Annotated in this window: 17 protein-coding genes and 1 riboswitch; of the genes, 12 read left to right on the top strand and 5 right to left on the bottom strand. The window is 50.2% G+C overall.

The features are described 5' to 3' along the window. Positions 1–2: 2 nt before the first annotated feature. The gene (gene uvrC, locus HMPREF0733_RS08915) at positions 3–1976 is read right to left on the bottom strand and encodes an excinuclease ABC subunit UvrC (protein ID WP_013399015.1); all 1974 of its coding nucleotides are present in this window, start codon (positions 1974–1976) and stop codon (positions 3–5) included. 91 nt (positions 1977–2067) lie between these two features. Continuing rightward, a complete protein-coding gene (locus HMPREF0733_RS08910; RefSeq protein ID WP_013399014.1) occupies positions 2068–2748 on the bottom strand; it encodes a lysophospholipid acyltransferase family protein in 681 nt (226 codons plus the stop codon). A gap of 461 nt (positions 2749–3209) precedes the next feature. On the opposite strand from HMPREF0733_RS08910, the gene HMPREF0733_RS08905 reads away from it, so the two are divergent. From HMPREF0733_RS08905 to HMPREF0733_RS08860, 10 genes are all read left to right on the top strand, one after another. Continuing rightward, positions 3210–5621: a nitric-oxide reductase large subunit gene (locus HMPREF0733_RS08905; protein WP_013399013.1), complete on the top strand. Its 2412-nt coding sequence runs from the start codon at positions 3210–3212 to the stop codon at positions 5619–5621. A gap of 5 nt (positions 5622–5626) precedes the next feature. After that, positions 5627–6436: a transposase gene (locus HMPREF0733_RS08900; protein WP_013399012.1), complete on the top strand. Its 810-nt coding sequence runs from the start codon at positions 5627–5629 to the stop codon at positions 6434–6436. 158 nt (positions 6437–6594) lie between these two features. Next, complete coding sequence (locus tag HMPREF0733_RS08895) at positions 6595–7377, top strand: slipin family protein (protein WP_041321775.1); 783 nt, start codon at positions 6595–6597, stop codon at positions 7375–7377. Between the two features lie 209 nt (positions 7378–7586). Beyond that, complete coding sequence (locus tag HMPREF0733_RS08890) at positions 7587–8135, top strand: NAD(P)H-dependent oxidoreductase (RefSeq protein WP_013399010.1); 549 nt, start codon at positions 7587–7589, stop codon at positions 8133–8135. Between the two features lie 247 nt (positions 8136–8382). Beyond that, the gene (locus HMPREF0733_RS08885) at positions 8383–8937 is read left to right on the top strand and encodes an NAD(P)H-dependent oxidoreductase (RefSeq protein WP_013399009.1); all 555 of its coding nucleotides are present in this window, start codon (positions 8383–8385) and stop codon (positions 8935–8937) included. 186 nt (positions 8938–9123) lie between these two features. After that, a complete protein-coding gene (locus HMPREF0733_RS08880; protein WP_013399008.1) occupies positions 9124–10632 on the top strand; it encodes a type I restriction-modification system subunit M in 1509 nt (502 codons plus the stop codon). After that, positions 10632–11735: a restriction endonuclease subunit S gene (locus tag HMPREF0733_RS10800; RefSeq protein WP_013399007.1), complete on the top strand. Its 1104-nt coding sequence runs from the start codon at positions 10632–10634 to the stop codon at positions 11733–11735. Before HMPREF0733_RS08880 ends, HMPREF0733_RS10800 begins: the two co-directional genes overlap by 1 nt. Positions 11736–11806: 71 nt before the next feature. Next, the gene (locus tag HMPREF0733_RS08870) at positions 11807–12121 is read left to right on the top strand and encodes a hypothetical protein (protein ID WP_013399006.1); all 315 of its coding nucleotides are present in this window, start codon (positions 11807–11809) and stop codon (positions 12119–12121) included. 145 nt (positions 12122–12266) lie between these two features. After that, the gene (locus HMPREF0733_RS11050; protein WP_218564876.1) at positions 12267–13484 is read left to right on the top strand and encodes a 3'-5' exonuclease; all 1218 of its coding nucleotides are present in this window, start codon (positions 12267–12269) and stop codon (positions 13482–13484) included. A 129-nt stretch (positions 13485–13613) separates the two neighbouring features. Continuing rightward, entirely contained in the window at positions 13614–17039 is a 3426-nt protein-coding gene (locus HMPREF0733_RS08860) for a DEAD/DEAH box helicase family protein (RefSeq protein WP_013399004.1), read from the top strand. Positions 17040–17157: 118 nt separating this feature from the next. Here HMPREF0733_RS08860 and HMPREF0733_RS08855 read toward each other — a convergent pair whose 3' ends face one another. After that, positions 17158–18801 carry a bifunctional hydroxymethylpyrimidine kinase/phosphomethylpyrimidine kinase gene (locus tag HMPREF0733_RS08855; protein ID WP_013399003.1) on the bottom strand — a complete coding sequence of 548 codons (1644 nt, stop codon included), beginning with the start codon at positions 18799–18801 and terminating at the stop codon, positions 17158–17160. A 100-nt stretch (positions 18802–18901) separates the two neighbouring features. Further along, positions 18902–19026: riboswitch (TPP riboswitch) on the bottom strand. Between the two features lie 198 nt (positions 19027–19224). On the opposite strand from HMPREF0733_RS08855, the gene HMPREF0733_RS10790 reads away from it, so the two are divergent. Next, entirely contained in the window at positions 19225–19980 is a 756-nt protein-coding gene (locus HMPREF0733_RS10790) for a DUF6318 family protein (RefSeq protein WP_013399002.1), read from the top strand. A gap of 43 nt (positions 19981–20023) precedes the next feature. Beyond that, complete coding sequence (locus tag HMPREF0733_RS08845; protein ID WP_244864715.1) at positions 20024–21112, top strand: hypothetical protein; 1089 nt, start codon at positions 20024–20026, stop codon at positions 21110–21112. Between the two features lie 112 nt (positions 21113–21224). Here HMPREF0733_RS08845 and HMPREF0733_RS08840 read toward each other — a convergent pair whose 3' ends face one another. Next, on the bottom strand, positions 21225–22958 hold the full coding sequence (locus HMPREF0733_RS08840) for an ABC transporter ATP-binding protein (protein ID WP_013399000.1): 1734 nt from the start codon (positions 22956–22958) through the stop codon (positions 21225–21227). After that, positions 22951–24777 carry an ABC transporter transmembrane domain-containing protein gene (locus tag HMPREF0733_RS08835; protein WP_013398999.1) on the bottom strand — a complete coding sequence of 609 codons (1827 nt, stop codon included), beginning with the start codon at positions 24775–24777 and terminating at the stop codon, positions 22951–22953. Before HMPREF0733_RS08835 ends, HMPREF0733_RS08840 begins: the two co-directional genes overlap by 8 nt. Positions 24778–24823: the final 46 nt, after the last annotated feature.

Below are 24823 nucleotides of genomic sequence, written 5' to 3'. Positions count from 1 at the left end.
CCTCAGGCAGTTTCCTTTTGGTTGAGGTGGTCATGCACTTTTTGCGCGAGCGCAGGCCCCACGCCTGAAACCTGTTGGAGTTCTTTAATCGAGGCATTCCGTACTTTAGCAACCGACCCAAAATGTTTAATAAGCGCTGCACGCTTGACACTGCCTAAGCCGGGCACAGAGTCCAAAGCAGAAGCCACCATAGCTTTACCTCGTTTTGCGCGGTGGAAGCTAATAGCAAAACGGTGTGCCTCATCGCGAATACGCTGCACAAGGTATAGCGCTTCAGAGGTACGGGGCAGAATCACTGGGAAATCATCGTCGGGTAACCACAGCTCTTCGAGGCGCTTTGCGATACCTACCACGTAGATATCCTCAATACCGAGGTCACTCAAGGCGGACTGAGCGGCTGCAACTTGAGGTGGGCCGCCATCAACTAAGACCAGATTCGGCGGATACGCAAATTTAGCTGGTTCTTGTACCGACTCATCAGCCGTAACTTCTCCCGAGGACAAAGGTGTTTCCGCACGTTGCTGCTGCTCGGTGAGATAACGTTTAAATCGCCTGGTGATGACGTCATACATGCTGGCGGTGTCGTCGCGAGCAGCATCCCCTGTGATCGAGAATTTACGGTAGGCACTTTTGGTGGGCATGCCGTCTTCAAAGACCACCATAGAGGCTACCACGTTAGTACCTTGCACATGGGAGATATCGTAGCATTCGATGCGCATGAGCGGGTCCGGAAGCTCTAAGGCTTCTTGGAGCTCCACGAGCGACGCTGAACGGGTGGTAATATCCCCAGCACGACGGCTCTTGTGCAAGGTCAGGGAATGTTGGGCGTTCTCGGCGACCGTTTTCATCAGTGCCGCTTTATCGCCGCGCTGCGGTACTGCAATATCGACTTTGGCACCACGCATACCTGAGAGCCATTCCTGAAGCTGCTGGGTATTCTCCGGCATAGTAGGAACTAAAATCTGTCGGGGGATCTCATGTTGTGTGGCGTCTAACCCGGAATCTTCGTCAAAAGCTGCAGCGCTAGCAATATTTGCTGCCATTTCACCATAAACCTGAACGAGAAGCTGCTCTATTAGCTCAGTTTCGCCACCGTCATTAACCTTCTCAACGATCCAGCCACGTTGGCCTCGAATACGCCCACCGCGCACGAAGAACACCTGCACTGATGCCTCTAACTCGTCCTGAGCAAAGGCGAAAAGATCAGCATCAACAGAGTCCGATAAAACCACGGCGTTACGTTCAAATGCCTTTGTTAGCGCGGTAATATCGTCACGTAATACAGCTGCACGTTCGAAGTCCATATCGGCTGCAGCTTCTTTCATGCGTCGGGTAAGCTGGGTAATAAATTTTTCGGCGCCCCCTGCCATGAAACGGCATAGCCCATCTGCTAGTTCACGGTGTTCTTCGGGGCTCACACGCCCTACACACGGGGCTGCGCATTTATCGATATACCCTAAAAGACACGGACGTCCCGATGCTTCGGCACGTTTAAAGACTCCCGCCGAGCAGGTACGCACCGGGAATACGCGTAGAAGCGCATCCAAAGTTTCGCGAATAGCCCATACCTGCGAGTAAGGACCAAAGTACCGCACACCTTTTTTACGATCACCGCGCATGACCTGCGCTCGCGGGAATTTATCACGCATTGTGACTGCAAGGTAGGGATAAGATTTATCGTCGCGGAACGCTATGTTAAAGCGGGGTTTGTATTCTTTGATCCAGGTGTATTCAAGCTGTAGAGATTCCAGCTCGCTGCCAACCACCGTCCATTCCACGCTGGCGGCAGTATGCACCATAGCGTAGGTTTTCGGGCTCAGCCGTTCTGGGGCTACGAAATAGCTGCTCAGTCGGTTGCGCAGGTTTTTTGCTTTACCCACGTATATAACTCTGCCGTGGGAATCACGAAAACGGTATACACCGGGGTGCGTTGGGATATCGCCGGAGGCTGGGCGATAGCTCTGGGGATCTGCCACGAACGCTCCTCACGGTGTAGTACTGAAAAATAACCACGCATCCATAATCAGGATGCGCGGTTAAGTGTACTCGTTTTTAGACTGGCAAGCGCTACCCTGCGTCACGCTCGGCGGAGGGCGAAACGTTGTATTTGTCCTTCCGGGCTTGGCCCGAGAGCTGAGCGATAGTATCCATGATGTGGTCGGTGGTCTGACGGCGCTGTTTACCGGTCATTTTCTCGCCGGTCTTCTCAAAATGCATGGGTTCCCCCACGCGGATGGTAAACCGGTGAGGGTAAATCATATTTGAGCCGGGCTTCTGCAGACGTTCGGTTCCGATAAGACCCACAGGAACTACTGGTGCTCCAGTCATATGGGCTAGCCAGGCTACACCAATTTTGCCGCGGTATAAAAACCCGTCACGAGATCGTGTACCTTCAGGGTAGATACCGAAGACTTTACCCTCTTCAAGTTTTTCAAGAGCTAGATCGAGTGCTTTAAGGGATTCCGAACGGTCGGAGCGGTTCACGGGGATAATGTCTACGGCTTCAAAAAAGGCCTTCATGGCCTTGCCTCGAATACCTGGTGTATTTACGTACTCCGCCTTCGCGAGGAATGCTACTCGGCGGGGCATCATAGCGGAGATAATAATGGAGTCGAGGAAGGATAAATGGTTAGATGCCACAATTACGGGCCCCTTCTTTGGGAAATGCTCAAGCCCGGTCACCCGTGCCCTGAATACAGTGCGCAGTAGCCCCGTTACTACTTTTTGCCCTGCCTTGTACGCCAGCATGTCCGAACTCCTTATGGTTCTGGTGGTTTTCTCCGTTCTTTATTATTCCATACGGATTTTATAGGCTTGACGCTGGTAGTAACTTTCTCGGGATCAGCAAAGATATTATGAAAACCTATGGAGTGTTTTCTTTACTTTCTTATTATTTCAAGCAGATGCATATTCTTACGGAACCCCACCAGAAATTAGAGTACAAAAACCTTGCTTAATTCTTAGGTAAGTCTCACCTAAACATAAAACTGAGGCACTAAATTATATCAAAATAATACACAACATGAGAACTATTCTTACTTTACCTGTGTAATTTCTTTCATAATAATGACACCATGTCTGTAAACTTTCTAAATTCGTATTCGTAATGCAAGAATAAAACTAAGTGCCCCTGTGGGTTTCCTAATTATGGGGATGCTTACCGCGAGCACTAACAAAAATCAATCCACGCACACTGGAGACACATCAAAATGGCTAAGAAAACCGTAACGCGTGGGGAGATCGCCAAGATCACCCGCCGCACGGATGCAGTCGGTGCCTACGCTGGAAAAGGCTGGGTACAGGCTGTAGCGTTTGTGATGCTCTTGGGCTTTACCATCATGGCCGTCTTGGCGATGCGCACCTACGCGCTCTCTATGCCGCTCCCAGATAAGATCGTCGGCAATGACGGTAAAGTTATCGCAACTGCTGAGCAGATTCAGCATGGTCAGGAGCTCTATCAGAGCCGCGGTTTGCAGCAGTACGGCTCCGTTCTGGGTCACGGTGCGTACATCGGTCCGGACTTCACCGCAGAATACCTGCGCAAGACCACCGATGCCGCCGTTGATAAATACCGCTCAGAAGGCAAGCAAGAACCGCGCGAAATCGTTAAAAACGAGTGGCGTCACGAGAATAAATACGACGAATCCAGCAAAACCCTTACCTGGACCGAAGGACAGACCAAGGGTTTCAGCTTGATGACAGACCACTACAAGGACACCCTTACCCGTGGTGATACTTCCTTAGGTCTTTTCCCTAACGCTATTAAGAGCGACGAAGAACTGCACGATTTGACGGCATTCTTTGGGTGGACGGCATGGGCGTCGGCCGCCGAGCGTCCTAACCAGGATTACACCTACACCAATAACTGGCCCGCAGAACCAAACGTTGATAATAAACCTACTGCAGACCTCATGGTTTGGTCGGCTCTATCGCTCATCGCCCTCATTGGCGGTACCGGCTTGTTGTTTGCCATATATGGTCGTTGGTCGCGCACCATCGGTTGGCATGGCGAAGAAGCCCCAGTCCTTGACTTCCGGCAGCCGGATGAAGTTAAGCTCACCCCCTCCCAGAAAGCAGCTGGACTCTTCTTCATCACGATTATTGTTCTATTCCTCCTGCAAGCCTTGGTGGGCGCTCTCACTGAGCACTATCGCGTTGAAATAGACGGGTTCTTCGGTATCAATATGGGTGAGCTACTGCCCTACACCGTGTCTCGAACGTGGCACGTACAGCTCTCCCTCTTCTGGACGGCTGCGGCGTTCCTAGCTGGTGGTATCTTCATTGCCCCGCTTATTACCCGCAAAGAGCCGAAGAAGCAAGGTCTACTCACCGTCGTCCTCTTCGTGGCCGTGGTTATTGTGGTGCTCGGTTCGCTCCTCAACGAATGGTTCTCGCAAAAGGGCTGGATACCCGAGAACACTATCTTTGCGCAGCAGTGGGAGTACCTTGATCTGCCGCGTTTCTTCCAGATTCTGCTCACCGCTGGTATGTTCATCTGGATTGTCATTGTTTGGCGTACCCTTAGCTCACGCCTCAAGAGCGGGAAGAAAACCTCCATGCCTTGGTTGTTCCTCTTCTCAGGTCTGGCAATTCCGATGTTCTACGCCGTGGGTATGCTCGCTGGTCAGCGCACCCATTTCTCAGTCGCCGAGTTCTGGCGCTTCTGGGTGGTGCACCTGTGGGTTGAAGACTTCCTCGAACTCTTCACCACTGTGATGGTTGCTTACGTCTTCGTACTCTTGGGTGTGGTGCGCGAGCGCATCGCTATCTCCATCATCATGATGGATGCAGTGCTCTACTCCGCCGGTGGTGTGGTTGGTACTATGCACCACACCTACTTCGCTGGTACTCCTTCGGAACAGATGGCATTCGGTGCGTTCTTCTCGGCAGCAGAGGTTATTCCGTTGACCTTCCTGACTGTTGAGGCGTGGGGCTTCATGCAGTTGGGGGCTCGCCAGTACTCCAACCGCACCAAGCCGTTCCCGCATCGTTGGGCTGTGATGTTCCTTATTGCTGTAGGCTTCTGGAACTTCTTGGGCGCAGGTGTCTTCGGCTTCCTGATCAACCTGCCGGTTGTTTCGTACTACGAAATCGGCACCGCACTCACCGCAAACCACGCGCACGGCTCTATGATGGGCGTGTACGGTATGTTGGCACTGGCCTTCGCGGTGTTCGCGTTGCGTTACCTGATTCCTGAGAATAAATGGCCTGAGAAGGGGCTGAAGTTCTCATTCTGGGCCTTGAACATCGGCCTGATCTGGATGGTCTTCATTTCGCTTCTGCCGCTGGGTGTCGCTCAGTTGTATAAGTCTGTGGGTGAAGGCTACTACGAGGCCCGTTCCTTCGCGTTTATTCACGATGGTTCAACTGTGATTATGGACTGGCTACGCTTACCGGGCGACGTGATCTTCTTGGCTGGTATCATGCCGCTGCTCAAACTCGCATGGTTGGGTATAACTTCGTACTTCTCACAGAAGAACAAGGAAACCGTTCTGGAGCTCCCCGAGCCGCCGCTATACGAGTTGGTGGATGACGAGCGTATTGCCGAGTTTGCGGGTGCTAAGGCTGCTGACGAGCTTCCCGAACAGACCAGTCCGTACCGTAGCGATCGTCGAGGCTGACTATCATGCCTGAGCAAATTGCCGGAGTATCCCTGATGGTGTGGCTATCCAGCGTTTATGCGCTGGGGCTAGTCGCCGTCGGGTGGGGCTTCGATATTCTTGCTAAGCGCACAAGCCAACGTTTCGTGGCATCCCGGACTTTCGGGTTCACCTACCACGAGAGTAACGATGCGTGGCTCTGCCCCGAGGATCAGTGGCTATGGCCGGTAGCGTTTGATACGGATAATCGTGTGATGCGCTACCGCGCCAAGCCGAGCGTGTGCAATACCTGCCCTATTAAGGACACTTGCACCGTCTCGTCTAATGGCCGTGAACTTACGCGTGAGGTTGATGAGTGGCCTTACTCGGAGTCGGGTAAGTTCCATCGCGGTCTTGCCGTGACGGTTGCGCTTTTCGGTCCTATTATCATGGGTGCTACGGCTCTGGCCTGGCATGCTCCCCTGGAGCTACTGGTGGAAGCCGCCGTTATTGTGGCTTGCTTATCACTCACCTATCCCTTGGCTATCAAGCTCATTAAGTCACCTGAGAACTTTGTGGCAGATCCTAAACATATTCCTGGGTCTACTGCGGATGAATCGGTGGCGGTTAAGATGGATAGGTTTGCCGCTAAGTGGGGCGGTATTGGCAATGAGCGTAAGCGCCGCACCGACGATGCTCGTAAGCAGATAATCTCTGCTGCAACTTTGCCTGTGCGTTCTTCGCAGATTGATCCTGATCGTCCGGCGTGGAGCGGCGAGGGGACTTCTACCCCACGTCTGCATAAAACTACCGCAGAGGTTATTCAGGAGCAGAATCTCGAAGAAGTCTCTCGTTAGTGTGAGGATGCGCGCCCCGGTTTCTAAGGTACCGTCGTTGATGAATCGGTAACCTAGAGATCGGGGTGCGTATTGTCACCGCATCTAGATTTTTTCTCATCACGCATCTACACAGGTCATTCCCACTGACCGTTACCAACGTATCTTTAGAGGACATGATGGATTCTCTTACCATTCTTTCGATTGTTATTCCGATTCTTGTAATCGTCGCTTTTCTGATTATTCGTACCCTTCGGGTTATCCCTGAATATCAGCGCGGTATTTCTTTCCGCTTCGGTCATCTGCGTTCCGAGCTAAAACCTGGCATTAACCTGGTGGTTCCGCTCATCGATTCGCTGCAGCGCGTGGACATGCGTGTGATTACGCTGACCATTCCCCCGCAGGAAGTTATCACAAAAGATAACGTTCCTGCGCGCGTGAACGCGGTAGTACTTTTCCGTGTGATTAGTGCAAAAGACGCCGTACTTGAGGTCGAAAACTACCCGATCGCTACTTCTCAGATCGCTCAGACTACGCTACGTTCGCTGTTGGGGCGTGTGGATCTTGATACTTTGCTGGCGCATCGTGATGATTTGAATGCGGATTTGCAGAGCATTATTGATTCACGCACCCGCCCGTGGGGTATTAAAGTCGAGCTGGTTGAGATCAAGGATATTGAGATTCCTGAGGCTATGCAGCGCGCAATGGCTCGTGAGGCTGAGGCTGAGCGTGAACGCCGCGCCAAGATCATTTCGGCACGTGGTGAGCTTGAGGCTTCATCTCAACTTAAGGAGGCTTCTGACATTCTCAGTGATTCACCGGCTTCGTTACAGTTACGGTATTTGCAGACTCTCTTGGAGTTGGGTGCTGATCAGAATTCGACGGTTGTTTTCCCGCTTCCGCTGGATATTGTGGGACCGCTTATGGGGGCTTTGAAGGGTGCTTCTCACGAGGAAAAGTAACAGCAGCCTTCGATAAATATCACAGAAATATCCGGAACAGTTCTTTCCCACAGACTCGGAGAATATAGCTTGTTCCGGATATTTCTTTAACCTATTCACCTCAGGGCGTAGAAATCGTGAAAATAAGCAAGGAACCTAGCAGCTCTACTTGAGGCTCGATATATTGGATTCCTAACTTTCCTGTTTATCGCACACAGATTGGATTTATCATGTCAAAGATTCTTGTTATTTCAGGTCACCCGAACCTGCCAGATTCCACCGCAAATAAGACGGTTCTTGATGCCGTAAAAAACCATTTTGGCGATGCGATAAACATGCGTGAACTCGACAAGCTGTACGTGAATGGTAAATTCGATGTTCCAGCCGAGCGGAAGGCACTCGCGGAAGCAGATATCGTAGTGCTTCAGTTCCCTGTGTACTGGTATTCGGTGCCGGGTTTGTTGAAACAGTGGATTGATGACGTTTTCGAGTATGGCTTTGCATACGGTCCGCAAGGCACGGCGCTGCGCGGTAAGAAGCTCTTGATTTCTGCGACTGCGGGAGCTCCCGAGAATATGTACCGTGATGCTTTGCCGTATGAGCTCACAACCACATACGCCGATTTTGGGAATACTGCCGCTTTCACGGGTATGGAGTTGGAAGAACCTATTTTCAGCTACGGCGCATCAAGTGATCCGGGGAATACCGCAGCGGTACGGGCTATTGGTGAGAATCATGGCACCAAGCTCATCGCTAGGTTAGAATCCTTGCGGGCTTAGTATATTGCGGTTGCTATTTTCTTTTTCGGCGCCATCGCATTAGGTATTTGTCATGCATTTTATGGGTAATGTTGTGCATCGTACATCTTCTGGAAAACTAAAAGCTTGTTAGCAGTATGTATTAGATTCGGCATAATGTTCACAGGCAGACATAGGGAATAGCGTGCTAATATACGAAGGTGGCAAACTTGAGCTTATACTTGAATCAGCACTCACAAGCTCATGATTCTGATGTTTAATAGATTGGATGACTATGTCTAATATCCTGATTATTTCGGGGCACCCTGACCTTACGACTTCTAACGCTAACAAGGCTATTCTTGATGCCGTGCGGGCACGGTTCGGCGATAACGTCAAGATTCGTGAGCTCGACAAGCTGCGTGTAAACGGTAAGTTTGACGTATCTGCTGAGCAGAAGGCACTTGTGGAAGCAGACGTCATCGTTCTGCAGTTCCCGGTGATGTGGTATTCAATTTCTTCTCTGCTGAAGCAGTGGATTGACGACGTTTTCGAGTACGGCTTCGCGTATGGAGAAAACGGCACCGCTTTGCAGGGTAAGAAGCTTCTGATCTCTGCAACCGCTGGCGCTATTGAAGACGTCTACCGCACCATGCTGCCACGCGACGTATCTGCCACGTTGACCGAGTTTGAGAACACCGCAGCGTTTACCGGTATGCCTCTTGAGGAGCCACTATACAGCTACGGCACCACTGGCGACCCCGATAACCCCGCTGTTGCTCGCGCCATCGGTGAGGATCACGGCAAGCGCCTGATTGAGCGTCTGGAGGCTCTGGGGGCATAGTCCCTTCTACCTACTTGCTAAAAGGCTCTTTATCCAAATCAAGCGGTGAAAAATACGCTTTATTTGGATAAAGAGCCTTTTTACGTGAGCAAGAAGGACAGCTACAGGTTTCGTAATGGATACCTTGCCCACTATGGTGACGGACAGCAGAGCACGTAGGTGTTCTGAGCGGTACAATTATCTTTTGTGATTACCCGAGATATTAAGAGCAAGATTGACCGCATTTGGGATTCTTTTTGGTCAGGCGGTATTTCTAATCCACTTGAGGTGATGGAGCAGATCACCTACCTTCTTTTTGTGCGTTTTCTCGATGATGAGCAGTTACGCCAAGAAGAGATGGCGAATTCTATTCGAGTTCATGATCCTAACTACGTTCTTGAAGACCCTGTGTTCCGCCCAGAGGATGAGAATCTGCGCTGGCATAATTTCAAGAACGAGTCTCCTGCGGCCATGTATGAGACCGTGGCGAATGGAGTATTTCCGTTTATTAAGGGGTTAGGTGCTCGGCTCGGTGGTGAGTCTTCGAGCTACACCCAGCATATGCGTGAGGCTCGTTTTACGATTCCTACCCCGGCGCTGTTGGCGAAAGTAGTTGATCCGCTATCTGCTATTCCGATGGATGATCGGGATACGAATGGCGATATTTACGAGTACATGCTTTCGAAGATTGCAGCTTCGGGAACGAATGGGCAGTTCCGTACACCTCGCCATATTATTCACCTGATGGTAGATATGGTGGCTCCTACCGCAGCTGATACGATCTGTGACCCAGCGTGCGGTACGGCAGGGTTCTTGGTGGCTGCGAACGAATATGTGCGTGAACATTCGGTACAGGAGCTTACGAACACGGTAGCGTTACGCCATTACCACAACGATATGTTCCACGGGTTTGATTTCGATTCGACGATGCTGCGTATTGCGAGTATGAATCTGCTGATGCACGGGGTGAAGAACCCGCTGGTGGAGTACCGAGATTCGCTCTCCGAAGGGGCGGCGGGTGAATCTGAGAAGTATTCGTTGATTTTGGCAAACCCTCCGTTTACGGGGTCTATAGATTATGAGCAGACGGCCCGTGATTTACAGTCTACGGTAAAGACAAAGAAAACAGAGCTGCTATTCTTGGCGCTGTTTTTGCGGTTGCTTAAGCCAGGCGGCCGGGCGGCAGCGATTGTGCCGGATGGTGTACTGTTTGGCTCATCAACGGCGCATAAGAAGCTGCGGAAGATGCTGGTTGAGGATCAGAAGCTGGATGCGGTGGTGAGTCTTCCGTCGGGCGTATTTAAGCCGTATGCGGGTGTCTCTACGGCGATTTTGTTTTTCACAAAAACGAATTCGGGCGGCACGGATGATGTGTGGTTTTATGATGTGCAGGCTGACGGGTTTAGCCTGGATGATAAACGTGCACCAGTAAAAGCAAATGACCTTCCTGATGTCTTGAAGCGGTGGACTGCACTACGTGGGGACGATGAGCAGGCAGCTAAGGCTGAGCATGAGCGTGCACGCACCGAGCAGTCATTCTGCGTGCCGAAGAGTGAAATCGCGGAGCAAGGTTATGACCTGTCGCTGAACCGGTACAAGGAGATACAGTACGAAGAGGTGGAGTACCGCTCCCCCACCGAAATCATTGCCGAACTGGAGAACCTGGACGAGCAGATTCGTGTTTCTATGGCGGAGCTAAAGGAGTTGCTTAAGTAATGCGTCTAGGGGATCTTGTAAAGCTCTACAAAGGGCGTAAACCTCTTGAAATTGTTAATGAACCAATCGAAGGTTACCGTCGCTCTCTGCAGATTAGTGATTTACGTCCTGGGGCCAAACCTCGTTATTGCCCAGCTGATAAAAAAGAATTATTAGCTGTTCCTAATGACGTTATCATCGCCTGGGACGGAGCAAATGCTGGTACTACATCGCATGGTTTAAAAGGTTCTGTTGGTAGTACCCTTATGGTGTTACGAATACAGCAGGAAGAACTCATTGATACAGCATATCTAGGTCACTTTATAGCCTCCAAGCAAAGTTATCTCCGTGCTAAAACTAAAGGGGCAACAATTCCTCACCTAGACCGTGTAATTCTAGAGTCACTAGATGTTCCTCTTCCCCCGCTAGAAGAGCAAAAGCGTATTGTTGCTATTCTAGACAAAGCAAAATCAATTCAGGAGGCACGCGAACACCAGCTTACCACCCTAGATGAGCTTCTAATATCATTTTTCAAAGATAGCTTCCACGCAGAAGATTATCCACATAAACCGTTAAAAGAAATAGCTACAGTTTTATCAGGTGGTACTCCTCGTAGCTCTGTTCAAGAGTATTGGAACGGAAATATTGAATGGGTAACCCCCGCCGATCTCGGTCAACATGAAGGTATTTATTTTAGCTCTTCGTCACGTAAAATAACTGATACTGGGTTAAAAAATAGTTCGGCAGTCCTTCTGCCGATCGGATCTGTTATGATGAGTTCTCGCGCGCCAATCGGCCATTTGGCAATAAATACAGTCCCCATGGCGACTAACCAGGGTTTCAAGAGTATTGTTCCAGGAGAAGAAATAACAAACCTCTATCTTCTCTTCTGGCTCAAATCCCACATGAAATACATACAAAGCTTAGGCGTTGGTGCAACTTTCAAAGAGATATCCAAAAGGGGTGTTGAAAACATAAAAGTTCCCGTCCCTCCAATCAGGAAACAGAACAGGTTTTCTCGGAAGGTTTCAAAAATAATTTCCCAACAAACTCTCATTCATAAATCTTTAGAAAATGATAAATCTCTCTTTTTATCTATCCAATCCAGGTTCTTTAACTATTAAGGAAATATACCTACAACAGGAACCCCAATCCAGAATTAGCATGGCGAGATGCTCAAGCAGCCATTGAGAGGATGTTTGTTAAAACAGTTTCAAAAGACAAAAACGGGCAATGGGGCAAAGCTCTGGGTAATTTTAAAAACGCGATTTCCACTGGGAAGTGGAAGTCAGGCTTTCCAACCGATCATCGTGAAGACTCATCTCAGGAATATGCAGCCAATCAATTCGTAAAGTTTTTAGATCTAATTTATTACAGCCCGCAGAGACATCTTAACGACCATGATCCAGCAGATATATTGGAAGCCAAAGCAATGGTAAGCCTAGCAATAACATTGTGCCAGATGCTTCACGATGGAGTTATCTATAAAATTAATCCAGTTGAGAAATAGTTTTTAAATATATTTCTCATGGAAATAAGTATAGTTATTGACCAGATAGTTTAATAAATAAGAAAAATATCTATATTAAATTCATACTTCACTCAGAGCAGGTGTATACTACCGTTGATCATTCGCTCAACTTTTGGAGTTCACTTTGGACTTTCTGCGTGCTCTTTTCAACCTCATCAAGAATATTCAGAGATCCTTGACAGGCTCTCACCCTGTATCACAGCTAAATCTTTCTCACGAGTCAACTAGTTTTGCGACTGAGCCTGAAACCATCATAGAAAACACCTGGGTAATACCCACGTATCAAGGACGGGCTATTTGCGATTACACAGAAGATATAGCCCGTTACAAGCGTGAAGGTAACCTCAACGAAGCTCTGGCTCTAGCTCTAGAGTGTGTAAACTCTATGCGAGATGCCGCACTTTCCAATCATGACTATGTTATGGAATACTACGTTGTGCAGGCTGCCATTCTGCAGCATAAAATGAAACAATATGCCAATGAAGTTGATCTCATCAAAGGTTGGCTAGATGAAGGTATCCCTCCCGCTCGGGAGGACCATCGCCTCGACCTGCTCAAACGGCTCGCTAAAGCTCAAGAGCTTCTTGCCAAGCAACAGAGTCAAGACCCCACACCGTACAACAGAGAGTGGAAAGAGCTGCGCGCGCAAGAAGTAGAGCTCAAAGAACGCATCAAGGCAGGTTATTCCCCTTACACAACAGCTCGTCACGCAGAGCTAAAACTAAACAGCGGATCTTCACATTCTTCAGGAATCAAATGGACGAAACCCACTAGGATTCGAAAACGTACTAGCTCTTCGTACATTCCCACGCCAGAATTATTAGCAGCTTCTACCTACGTTGCAGTAGATTTCGAAACCGCTAATAGCGTCAGTGGCGCTTCGGCATGCCAGATTGCACTTATCAAAGTTCAGAATGGTCTTGTAGTAGACCGTCTGGTGAGCTACCTTAAACCACCCGCCGAATTACGAAGATTCGAATTCACACACCTGCATGGAATTTCTGCTCGCACTGTGCGAGTAGCACCCACATGGGTCGAAGTCCTGCCAGCTATCACTGCGTTTATAGGGTCGTTCCCCGTATATGCCCACAACGCTAGCTTTGACTCAAAGGTATGGCAAGAACTCGATGATTATTACAACGTACATACCGTGCCCACGCATTTCTTCTGTACGTACCGTATGGCGAAGAAAGCACTTCCTCACTTGGAAAACCATAAGCTTCCGACCGTCATTAAAGCCTGTGCGCCTAAATTCAAGCTGAAACATCACAAAGCCGACTCTGACGCTGAAGCCTGTGCTTATATTGTGCTGTTCTTCCAGACCTACGGGTTCGAAGCCTAGTCTCAAGTCAGGTACTAGAAACATCTTCACTTCTACTGATCTGTATAACAGTTAGACGCGCATACCCAGTCATCGCGGGGTACACTTGAAATATATCGTCAACTCACCGCACACGAGGTACGCACGCCGATGAGCAACTTCGACTTCCTGAAACAGAGCATCCCAGAGGTGCACCCGAATGCTCTCAAAACTGAGAGCGCCTTGCGTATAGATGCTTCCATGGTTGCTATCTACGCTCGAATTACGCTTGAACAGCTTGTCGATTATCTCTATCGTGCGCGCAGCCTCCAGAACCCTTATGGCAAGAGCACGCCCACCCTAGTGGACCGTCTGCGCAATCCCGAGTTTCAGAACCTCGTTCGTCATCCTGCCCTCCACGACAAAATGCGCCTGATTAGGCTCGCCGGAAACAAAGCCGCACACGGCAACCGTATTAGTGGTGACGTTGCTATGCAAACCGTGCGAGACCTACACCATCTGCTCGTCTGGGCAGCACGCTACCACTCCCCCTACGGCTCAGCAATAGACCCACGTGCCGCCTTCGAGGTGACTAAGGTACCGCAATTACCCGGATCGGCTCCACAGCAAAAAGTATCGCAAAAAGAACTTATCAAGCTTGCCGAAGAACTTGAACAGGCTAGAGAAGCTCATCAAGCGCAACTTGCCGCTAAAGAAGCAGAAAATAAAGCTCTTCAAGAACGATTAGCCGATCTCGAAGCTCAACTCAAGACCACCTTCACCGAGACTACGCCCCAGGATATTCGTGACTACAACGAAGCAGAAACTCGTACTGCTCTCATTGATGTTGAGCTTGAACTCGCAGGATGGGATACTTCGGCTGAAAACCTACGCGAAGTTTCCATACCGAATATCCCTATTCGTAAAGACGGTTCGCTTGGTACCGGAAAAGCCGATTATGTTCTCTGGGGTACCGATGGCAAGCCGCTCGCCGTTATCGAAGCAAAACGTGCCAGTCGAGACTCTCATGAAGGAGAACGACAGGCTGAGCTCTATGCGCAGGGACTCTACCGGATGTACGGGGTTTACCCGGTAATTATCACAACCAACGGAACTCAACATAAGCTCTGGGATCAGTGGAAGGATAGCCCTACAGGTAAACCTGGCTATCAGGTACGTAGTATTCTGGCGTTCCCCACCCGTAACGACCTTGAACGTCTGCATGCCCGCAGACGTGCGCAGCCTCTCAATAATGCGCCCATTAGCCACGACCTAGTCGACCGCAAGTATCAAATCAATGCTGTGCGTTCCGTCGGTACTGCCTTCGACGCTGAAAACCGTCGCCGTGCTCTTCTCGTCATGGCAACCGGGGCCGGTAAAACACGTATCTCTATGGCAATCGTCAAGATGCTTTCTGACGCTGGTTGGGTAAAAAATACGCTCTTTCTGGCTGATCGTGTCTCTTTGGTTAATCAGGCGGTGAATGCGTTTCGCTCCCACTTTAGAACCGAAATGAGCATCGTTAATTTGCTCACCGATAAAGACACTAGCGGTCGTGTTTACGGCTGTACCTATCCCACCATCATGAACCTGATTGAACAACGCAAGTTTTCACCCGGGTTCTTCGATCTAGTCGTTATTGATGAGGCACACCGATCTGTTTACTCCAAATATAAACAGATTTTTGAGTATTTCGATGCCCTTCTTGTTGGGCTGACCGCCACCCCGAAAGACGATGTAGACCACGATACTTATGAGCTCTTCGGGCTTAATCAAGGCGAGCCAACCGACTACTATTCGCTTGAACAGGCAGTTGATGATGGATACTTGGTACCACCACGGGGAATATCTCTGAGCACTGATTTTCTGAGCGATGGCATTCACTATGACGAGCTCTCTGACGACGATAAGGCGAAATGGGACTTAATTGAGTGGGATGAAGAAACTCACGAGAAGCCCAACCACATTCCCTCACACCTACTCAACGATTACCTTTTTAACAAGCAAACTGTAGACCATGTACTCAGCGAGCTAATGACCCAGGGTTATCGTGTGGAAAACGGCAACAAACTGGGAAAAACTATTATCTTCGCTCATAACCAGAACCACGCCAACTACATAAGACAGCGGTTCGATGCCCTGTACCCTCAGTATGGCGGTACATTTGCTCGCGTGATTACCCATAGTACTGAACGAGCTCAATCGTTAATCGACGATTTTTCTGACCCCGAAAAAATGCCACAAATCGCGGTCAGCGTCGATATGCTCGATACCGGTATAGACGTACCCGAAGTTCTCAATTTGGTTTTCTTCAAACCCGTGCGTTCCTACGCTAAATACTGGCAGATGCTTGGGCGTGGAACTCGCCTATGCTCTGATGTCTTTGGTCCCGGCACAAAAAAGACCGATTTTAAAGTTTTCGATTGCTGCAGAAATCTTGAGTTCTTCAGGAGCGATTTCAAAGCACCTAACGGAACCCCACAGAAACCGCAAGCAACACGCACTTTCGAGACCACCTTAGCTCTGCTGGTGGAACTGGATTCTCACGCTGGTGAGCTTAGCTCTGCCGACTACGAGTCTCTGCGCCCTGCGCTTGTTGGGCAGCTGCGTACATTTATTAACTCGCTCAATACCGACAGCCCATTCGTGCGTAAACACCTACATGCGGTACAGCGCATGCAGGATGAAAGTATCTGGTCTTCCGCGCTCAATACTGAAGCCCAAGAACAAATACTCTCACTTGCTGAGCTAGGCGGCAATATTGGTGAAGGCGCTCCCGTTGCGCTTTCCTTCGACCTCACGATACGTAAGCTACAACTAGATCTGTTGGACGGCAATATTGCGGCGGCAAAACCGCGGTTGGAGCGCCTCCGGAAAATCGCTCTGGGTCTTAGCAAACTTGTTGATACTATCCCTGACGTCGAACGGCAGAAAGCGCATTTTGATTATGTACTCTCGGAAGCTTGGGGTCCGCAGGTTTCCCTCGCATACCTTGAGTCTATTCGCCAAGATGTGCGCGGTCTTCTATCTTTGCTCTCAAAGAGCGAGCGCAAGCCTTTCTATACCGATTTCGCCGATCATGCGCACGAGAGCATTGAAACAGAGATTCTGCTCAATACAACCGGTACCGTGAGTCCGCAGGAGTTTGAGGCTAAAATCCAGTACCGTATGCGTGAGCTGCTGGATAACCCTGCCGTGCAGAAAGCTCGTAAAGGCTACGCGCTCAATGACGCTGATATGCAGGAACTCGATGCCGCTTTTGTAGCATCCGGCGAATTCACGGTTGATGATATTCTGACTGTTCGGCAGGACCACCCGAACCTAGGGCTTTATGTGCGTTCTATGGTGGGCATGGATCGTAAGGCTGTGCAGAAACATCTCAAAGAGTTTATTCGAGAGGACACCACGCAAGCTCAGCTTGACCTTCTGAAGATGCTCACTGATGCGCTTGTTGACGATGGTACGGTAGAGCCGAAAGCCCTCTACGGCATCCCATATTCTGATGAATACACAATCGACTACGTATGGACGAGTCGAGTTGCTCAAACCGTGAAGAATATTAATGATGGACTACCCCAGAGCGTGCAGGGTTCTTAATTCTTATTATCTGCCCATGTAAAAAAGGCTCTTTATCCAAATCAAGCGGTGAAAAATACGCTTTATATGGATAAAGAGCCTTTTTTACTTTTTCGCGTGGGGTCCGGATGGTGTGAGATTACCGCAACGCTCTATGAGCCTGGTCGAAGAAGTCACGTTCATATAGGCATGCGCTCATATATGCCTGAGCGGCGGCAACACGCTGACTGGGGGAAGCCTGCTCAAATGCTTCCTCAACAACCGCCACGCAGCGGCGCACATCTGCAGCAAACTCTTCGCCGCCATACACCGAAATCCAGGAATTATACGGATGTTCCTCGTGGGTTTTCTCCAAAAGCCGGTAACCGATCTCAAGGTACAGCCAGTAGCATGGAAGCGCCGCAGCTGCGCCCACCACATAATCCTCACCAGCAGCAGTAGCACGTAAAAAGTTCGTGTACCCCATTGTCACTGCCGAAGGCGCACCACGCCGAATACCACCCTGCTCCGCAGGAATAGCGGGATGCGCCGCCAACCATTCATCGTGCAAAAGCGATTCCTCAACAATTGCCGCCTGGGCACCCGCAGCCCAATGCACCTGACCTTGCGATGAGGTGGCACGTGCCGCAAGAGTAGCTAAGGCGCGAGAATACTGGGCAAGGTACTGCGCATCTTGGTCAAGGTAGAAGCCGAATAAATCTTCGTCAAGCGTGCCGTCGCCCAGCCCGCGAATAAAGGGCAAATCGAGAATGTCACGCCAGATATCACCGGTAGCTTGCCACAGGGCGGCAGTCCACGGACCCGCCGGGGCTACCTTCGGCTCTGGGGATTTCCGCTGCGCAGGTTTCACCAAATTCTTGGGACTCTCGCCCGTAAGATTTTTATCAGCGTATAAGTGCTCCCACGGCTTCGTATCGGCTGCATGCTCCAAACGGCGAGCACGTGCCTGATGATCAACCGGTCCGTGACCCTGCCCGCTGCCCACGTGCAGTTCCTCACCAGCGATAATAGCTTCGTTGAGCCACCGGGTGCTCCATGCCAGCGCGTTCGTGAGTACTCGTACACTCAGCTCATTATTGCCATTCACAAGAGCAAGTCCAAGGCGGGTAGCAAGACTTGATGAGAGTGAGCACCCGGTACCGTGGGTATTCTTCGTTTGGACGCGAGCAGTAGCCACATGTGTATGAGTTCCATCAGGAAAAACAGCCGAGTTTCCGGCGTCCTCCCCCGTCAGGTGACCGCCCTTAACAATCACGATCGTGCCAGTGCTCCCCGCGAGCTGAGCCGCCTGGTTATGCGCCTCCTTCAAAGTCTGGGCAGGGTTGCTCTCACAGAGCACCGCGAGTTCGGCGATATTCGGAGTGATAACATCTGCCTGCGCCACCAATTCGCGCAGTGCCTGCTCGGCGTCTTGACTAATCAGGCGATCGCCACTGGAGGCAACCATCACCGGATCAAGTACCACCACTGGTACCGGATGTTCTGCAAGCCAGGTCTTGACGGTAGTGATAGTTTCAACATCGCCGAGCATACCAATTTTAACGGCATCCACAGTCACATCGTCGAAAACTGCCGCAAGCTGTTCTTGTAAAAACTCGGTGGGTGGAGCAAAAATGCTGCGAACCCCTTGTGTATTCTGTGCGACAAGCACGGTTGTGGCGCACATACCGTAACCACCGCTTGCGGCAATAGACTTGAGATCGGCCTGGATTCCAGCACCGCCTGTAGGGTCGGTTCCGGCAATGGAAAGCACACGAGGCGTAGATGTGTTTAATAGCGTCATAGCTATAAGTCTCCTTGGGATGGGCGTGGCATCGCTGCAAACGCACCACGCTATCTAGATAATGATGAATCGGGTGTTTCAGAAAGAAGGTTAAGGCTGCTCTGCCACGGTTCGATATCCCTTCGCTAGTTCTAACTAGAGCAGGTTCAATGGGTATATCTCAGCTCCAGATCACAGCGCCGTGCTGTGTATCCGTTACAAAATGGAGCACCCCATATCGCGTTTTCACTGTAGCATATACCGTTGGGCCCAATAGGTTCACGGACTTTATGTGTCATTGCCGTGCACATATCTCTAAGTTTTGGTAATTTTCAAACTCTTATAAAGTAATATTTCTTATTCTTTACATGTAACAGTACTGTTGAAAAGGGTCGCGCTCCCCTGCGGCCTGCTGTATATTCACCCAACCACGAAAGTTCACTGATGAGCATTCCTGCCCTTAGGCACAACAGTGTGCCTCAAAAAGTCCTCAACCGTCGTGCCCTGATAGCCTTCGCATCGGGGATCTGCGTTACTGAGTTCCTGACCGCTTGCGGAGAGCAAGCACATGAGACGGCACCTGCTCGTGCCGAAACATCCAACACCACAGACGGTAGCTCCAGCCCACATGGTACCGAATCTGCCTCACCTGAGGCCCAGGCGCATCCGACCTTCACTAAGGGTTATTCTGGTGGCTCTGAAGCGCCCAAAGGTGAGTACCGTCCTGCAGACGAAAAAGGACCCGCGCAGAATGTCCCCAAGCCCAAAAAGCCCGAAGACATTGGGATTGAGACACCGGAGGCGCTTTTTCACTTTATTCAGTATTGGAACGACCTGCGGAATTACGCTATACAGACTGGAGACGTACAACCATATGCTGACTATACGTCTGAAGGTTATAAAGAAGAGGAAGAGATTGCCAACTATGTCTATAGGCTCTACCAAAAGGGAGGATGGGCAGTTGGTGGTACTAGAAAACTCACCTTTGACCCGTCCACTCTGATATCGCCAAGCGATCACGTTTACCTCATCATCGGAAATATTATCGCTAACGACGTCGTCTACTTAGATAACGAAGACTATAAGACCCATACCTATCCCTTGTCCGAACAAAATAAGAACACTATCGAGTTCGGTATCGTTTTCAAATCAACTGGTCACTGGGCATTTGCTGGGATGGAAAAAGTTGAGCTCAAATAAGAAACGCGTTTTTTGCGCTATAACAGTAATTTTCTTCTGTACAGTGTCATACTCTTCTTCTGCTGCAAACGACTATTCAGGCAATATCCACGGAGGTAAACTCACGGTTAAGGGAACCTCGTCTTCCAGCAATTCACAACAGCCTAACGAACCTCATACGGTACCTCAACAAAGTAATGGATATCGAGATACTGACGCGAAGCAAGGTATCGCCGATACAGGCTCTAACGCTCCCGCAACCGTGAGTAGTGTAGGAAATACCTTCGATGTCTACAATGGCAATGCTTCTAAAGATGCGCCCTGTCTCTACCAAGGGAAACCCGGTAAAGTAGCCCGTGTTCCCCTACCCATTGACGATTCAGGCAACTATAAACAATACGGTGTCGTTCAGTCAGGAAACGGCGGTATAACGTGCGTTCCCAACGATCCTGCAGACCAAAACACACCTGAAAACGAACCTACTGCCGATAACGCCCAAGTTCGCACCCAAAAGATAGAGCACCAGGTTCGGGAGCAACTCGCCGAACTTACCACCACAAAACCCGCACTACATTTCGACGGGCATGAGCCCCACGTCAATACCGGGATCAACACAAACTTCTATGTGACCGGTGTTAAAACCGAAGCACGTGATACTACTATCCTCGATGAAGAAGTCACGATAGAAGCTGTTCCCGTTGCCTATACCTATGAGTACGGTGCCGGCGACCCTGTGTACACAACGCGGGATTCAGGAACCGCGCAAGGCTCTGTCTGGGACAAGAGCAAACGTAACTTTAAACCCACCGACACCAGCTATGCTTTCAAAGAATCCGGCAACTATCATGCTTACGTTACTGTCACCTATCAGGGTCGGTACCGTCTCAAAGGTGGAGATTGGAATATTGTTGGCTCGCTTACGGTTCGCAGTGATCCCACTCTAGTACGCGTGTGGGATACCGAGGTGCATTCTGTAGGTAAAACCTGCCACGAAGACCCTGGTGCTCGAGGATGCCCAGCACATCCGGATGAGCCCGATCGTAATAACCCGAATCCAAAGTTAACGCAGCCTGACCCGGTGACAGGGCAGCATTGGCATCGCGATGACTCGGGAGCAGGCGATACCGAATGGCGGCTCCATAAGAAAAAATAAATCCCAACTAACTCTATAACCTGTCCGAGCGTCGTACACTTTTCTTCTCTATCGTGCCGTTGTGCCCATCTACGAGAGGGGCAGAGAGTGTACGGCTTTTGACTATCATCTTCTAGGTCAGAGCGAAAATCTCAGCGGGCGTGCCCTCAGCAGTAATCATGCCTTCCTGAAGCAAAACGGCGCGGTCTGCCAGAGAGGCGATACGCGCATCGTGCGAAATAATCAACACAGCACGATTCGCGAGCACGGCCTGTAATGATTCGGTCGCGTTCACAAGCTCAAGCTGGGTGGTTGATTCATCAAGAATCACCGCGTGAGGGTTTGCCGCGACGATGCGCGCTAAAGCAAGCTGCTGAATCTGGTCACGGGTGAGTTCGTGCTCTCCCGTACCGATGCGCGTCTTCAACCCTTGGGGAAGCTCACGCCACCAACGAGCGCTAACAGCATCCAGAGCTTCACCGATCTGTTTCTCGGTGGCTTCTGGTACTACAGCGGTGAAATTATCAATAACGGTACCAAAGAAAATATGCGCTTCTTGGGTACAAACCAGTAGTCGCGGCCTACCATCTTCGTACTTGTCGGTTGGAAATTCCCCATTGCCAACTGGTTTTCCCAGCACACGGATTGTACCGTCAAGCGCGCTCAAGGAACCACCAATGAGCCTTGCAAGCGTGGTTTTTCCAGAGCCAGAACGCCCAACTAACGCTAAGCACTCCCCAGGCGCAATCTTTAGATTAATATCAGTCAGTACAAGCGCATCTGAAGAATAACCGTACGACACATGGGAGCATTCGATTACATGTGTGGTATTCCCCAAAGTTTCATGATGTTGTGCTCTACGAATATCTTTGCGCCGAGCACGCTGCGCTTGCGCCAGATTAATAATCCCGAACACGCGCCCCATATTAACCAGCATTATGCGTATATTGCCCACGTGATGCCCCAAAATATCCGCCATAGTTCTCAGGCTGAAAACCATAATGGATGCAGTCGCCAAGGCACCCCAGGTTGCCCACCCTTGCATGACGCAGAAGGACCCCCAGAGCAAGCAGATAACGGTAGGGAACCACGCATTCAGAGCATCAAGCGTGTAATAATTCTGGCGTATACGCACCATCTTGAGTGTAGCCCGATAACGCCGATCGTTATCAGCCTCGAATGTTTCGTTGCGGGCATCATGCACCCCAAGTTCACGAATGGTGGATGCGCCCCGGACGTTCTCGGTCAGCACGCTATTAAGCTCGCTCGTAATCTCCTGCACGCTCTGATTTTCACGGGCAAGACGCGGCAGAAAATATCCCATCAGCAAGCCCAAGCCGATAATCATAGGCAGGAAGATAACGCTCAGAGGTATGCTGAGTGCGGCAAGTGAAACCATAGAAACTACGAAATACAGAATCACAAAAAGAATTTCGAGCAGGTCAAAGCTGACGGCGTTCGAGGCTGAAGACAGGTCATCAGTTACTCGTGTGAGCAGGTCGCCGCTGCCGGATTCCTCGACGGTTCGCGCATCAAGATTTAGAGTTGCATCGATGGTATCTATACTTGCTTGGCGTGTTACGAGGGCGCCAAGACGGGCGGCGCTGTACATAGCCAAAAGCATCACGATGGCTTGAGCAACAGTAGCGGCAAGAATGATCAATACAGGTTTCCACGGAAATTGCGCATACTTACCAGCCACAACGTCGTCAACAGTTGCACCAATCTGCAGAGGCACTACCGCGCCCATGACGCTGCTCAACACATAAACCATAAAAGTGAAGAATGCACGCCCTCTATAACGCACAATATAAGAACCCATTTTCTGCACAACCACACGGGGCGGTTCGGTTGGTAACTTAGACATGATTTACCCTCTGGGTTTCGATATTGTTATCTCGCGCAATACGCCGAGATACTTCTGCAGTTGTCGAAATAATGTAAATAGTCTCAAAGCCCGCAAGCAGCCCAGGATAGAGCTCTGGTGCTGCAGGCGTGCCCACACATTCCTCAAGTCTGTCGTAAATATATTTCTGGCTTGGCTCATCCACAGAATTAAGGGGCTCAGTCAAAATGAGTATTTGGGTGTCCTGAGCGAGAGCACGCGCAAGAGCTAAACGTTGGCGTTGTCCGCCCGAAAGGTTAGCCCCTTCGCTAGTGATCAGCGCTTCAAAATATTCATCTGGATTTCGCCCACCCAAACGGTAAGCAATTTCGCTAGAGTCGGTTATCTGAAGGAGAGCTTCATCTTTCGCTTGCGCAGCTATAGTATCTTCGGGCGGTACGGTGCCCAGACGTAGGTGATTCCGCAAAGTTCCGGCGAAAATCATAGGGTTAGGCTCACTTAGTAGGATTCGCTGTTTATCCGGCAGTTTTTCGGCAGCGAGCGCACGCACATGTTCGACAAGCGATTCTGCATACTCTTGAGCAGTCAGCTGCCAATGTCGAGGATTGATGTATACAATGCGCGCGTTGCGTGCCTTTGCGGGAACCTGCGGGATATCGACGACCGGCATATCGTGTTCTTTCTCATGGCTCACATATGCTTCAAGTTCGGTATCTGTTCGCGGTTCTTTAAGCACACCTTTACGTACCCCGGCGTACCCTTCAAGCCGAGCGACTTTAGCCAGCCCCACCTTGGCGTAACGCCATTCGGTGAGAAAGTTTTGTGAAATCCAGACGGGCCCACCCATCATGGCGATAATAGAAGCAACCGTTACTAGGGAAGCAGCTGGAACATCAGGTACCCAGCGTCCGTTCTCAACGTGTCCCGTCAGCGCGAAACCAATACCAAGCAGGGTGACTGTTCCGCTGAGGAATACGCGGATAAGGAACATCCAGCGATGAGTTTTCTCATACTCCATGAGAGCATCGAAAACATCATCTGCTCCCTGGTGATAGCGCTCGCGCATTTGCTGTTCAGCGCCCAGTCCTGTGATGGTGCGTAGTCCTGTTGCTATATCTGAGGCACGCGAAGAATTTTCACCATCTTTCGCGCGGTAGACGCCCACTTTACTTTCCATGAAGGTGGAGTATTTCGCCAGAACCCATATCACTAAGGCTGTTCCGGTAAGAGTCACCGCCGCAGTGAGCGGACTAATGAGCCACAACTGTATAGCGCCTAAAGTTGCGATAATCATGGCGTTAGTGAAGAGAGGGATTGAGAAGAATACTGCGCTGATACGGCGCACGTCTTTGCTCATAACGGTAACCATCTCACCCGCATTGTTCTTATGCGCTGCGCGGTTGAGCAGGGCGTTAATATAGGTGCGCCAGTCGCGGTCTAGCTCGGCACCAAATTTCATGGATGCGCCCCACCCAAAATATTCGTTGAGCGCGATAAACCCGATGGAGACGACAACGACCCAAAACAGCAGCCAAGCATCAGCCGTGTGTCCTGCGATTTGGTGATTGATAAAAGTGCCCACGACAACAGGAATGCCGATAGCGCCGACACCCGCAGTAGTTTCTCCAAGCATGGGGATAACCCAACGGTACCAGGGATATTTATACCCGGGGGCACTCACGCGTAAAGATACCCGATTTTTCAGGTCATCGTCAGAAATACCTACCTTGGGGGTTTGTGAGGACTGTGTATGATTTTTCTGCTGGTTCTGCGTCGTCTTTGTACTAGTGGGAGCTTCTTCTGTACTTCTTTGGTGATACTGCTCGTCCGCATTCGCCATATGTGCCTCGCTTATACCCTCTATTTCATTAAATATTGAGGCTAAC

It is taken from the genome of Rothia dentocariosa ATCC 17931 (assembly GCF_000164695.2).
GTDB lineage: Bacteria > Actinomycetota > Actinomycetes > Actinomycetales > Micrococcaceae > Rothia > Rothia dentocariosa.
This window is presented reverse-complemented; position numbering and strand designations above follow the sequence as displayed.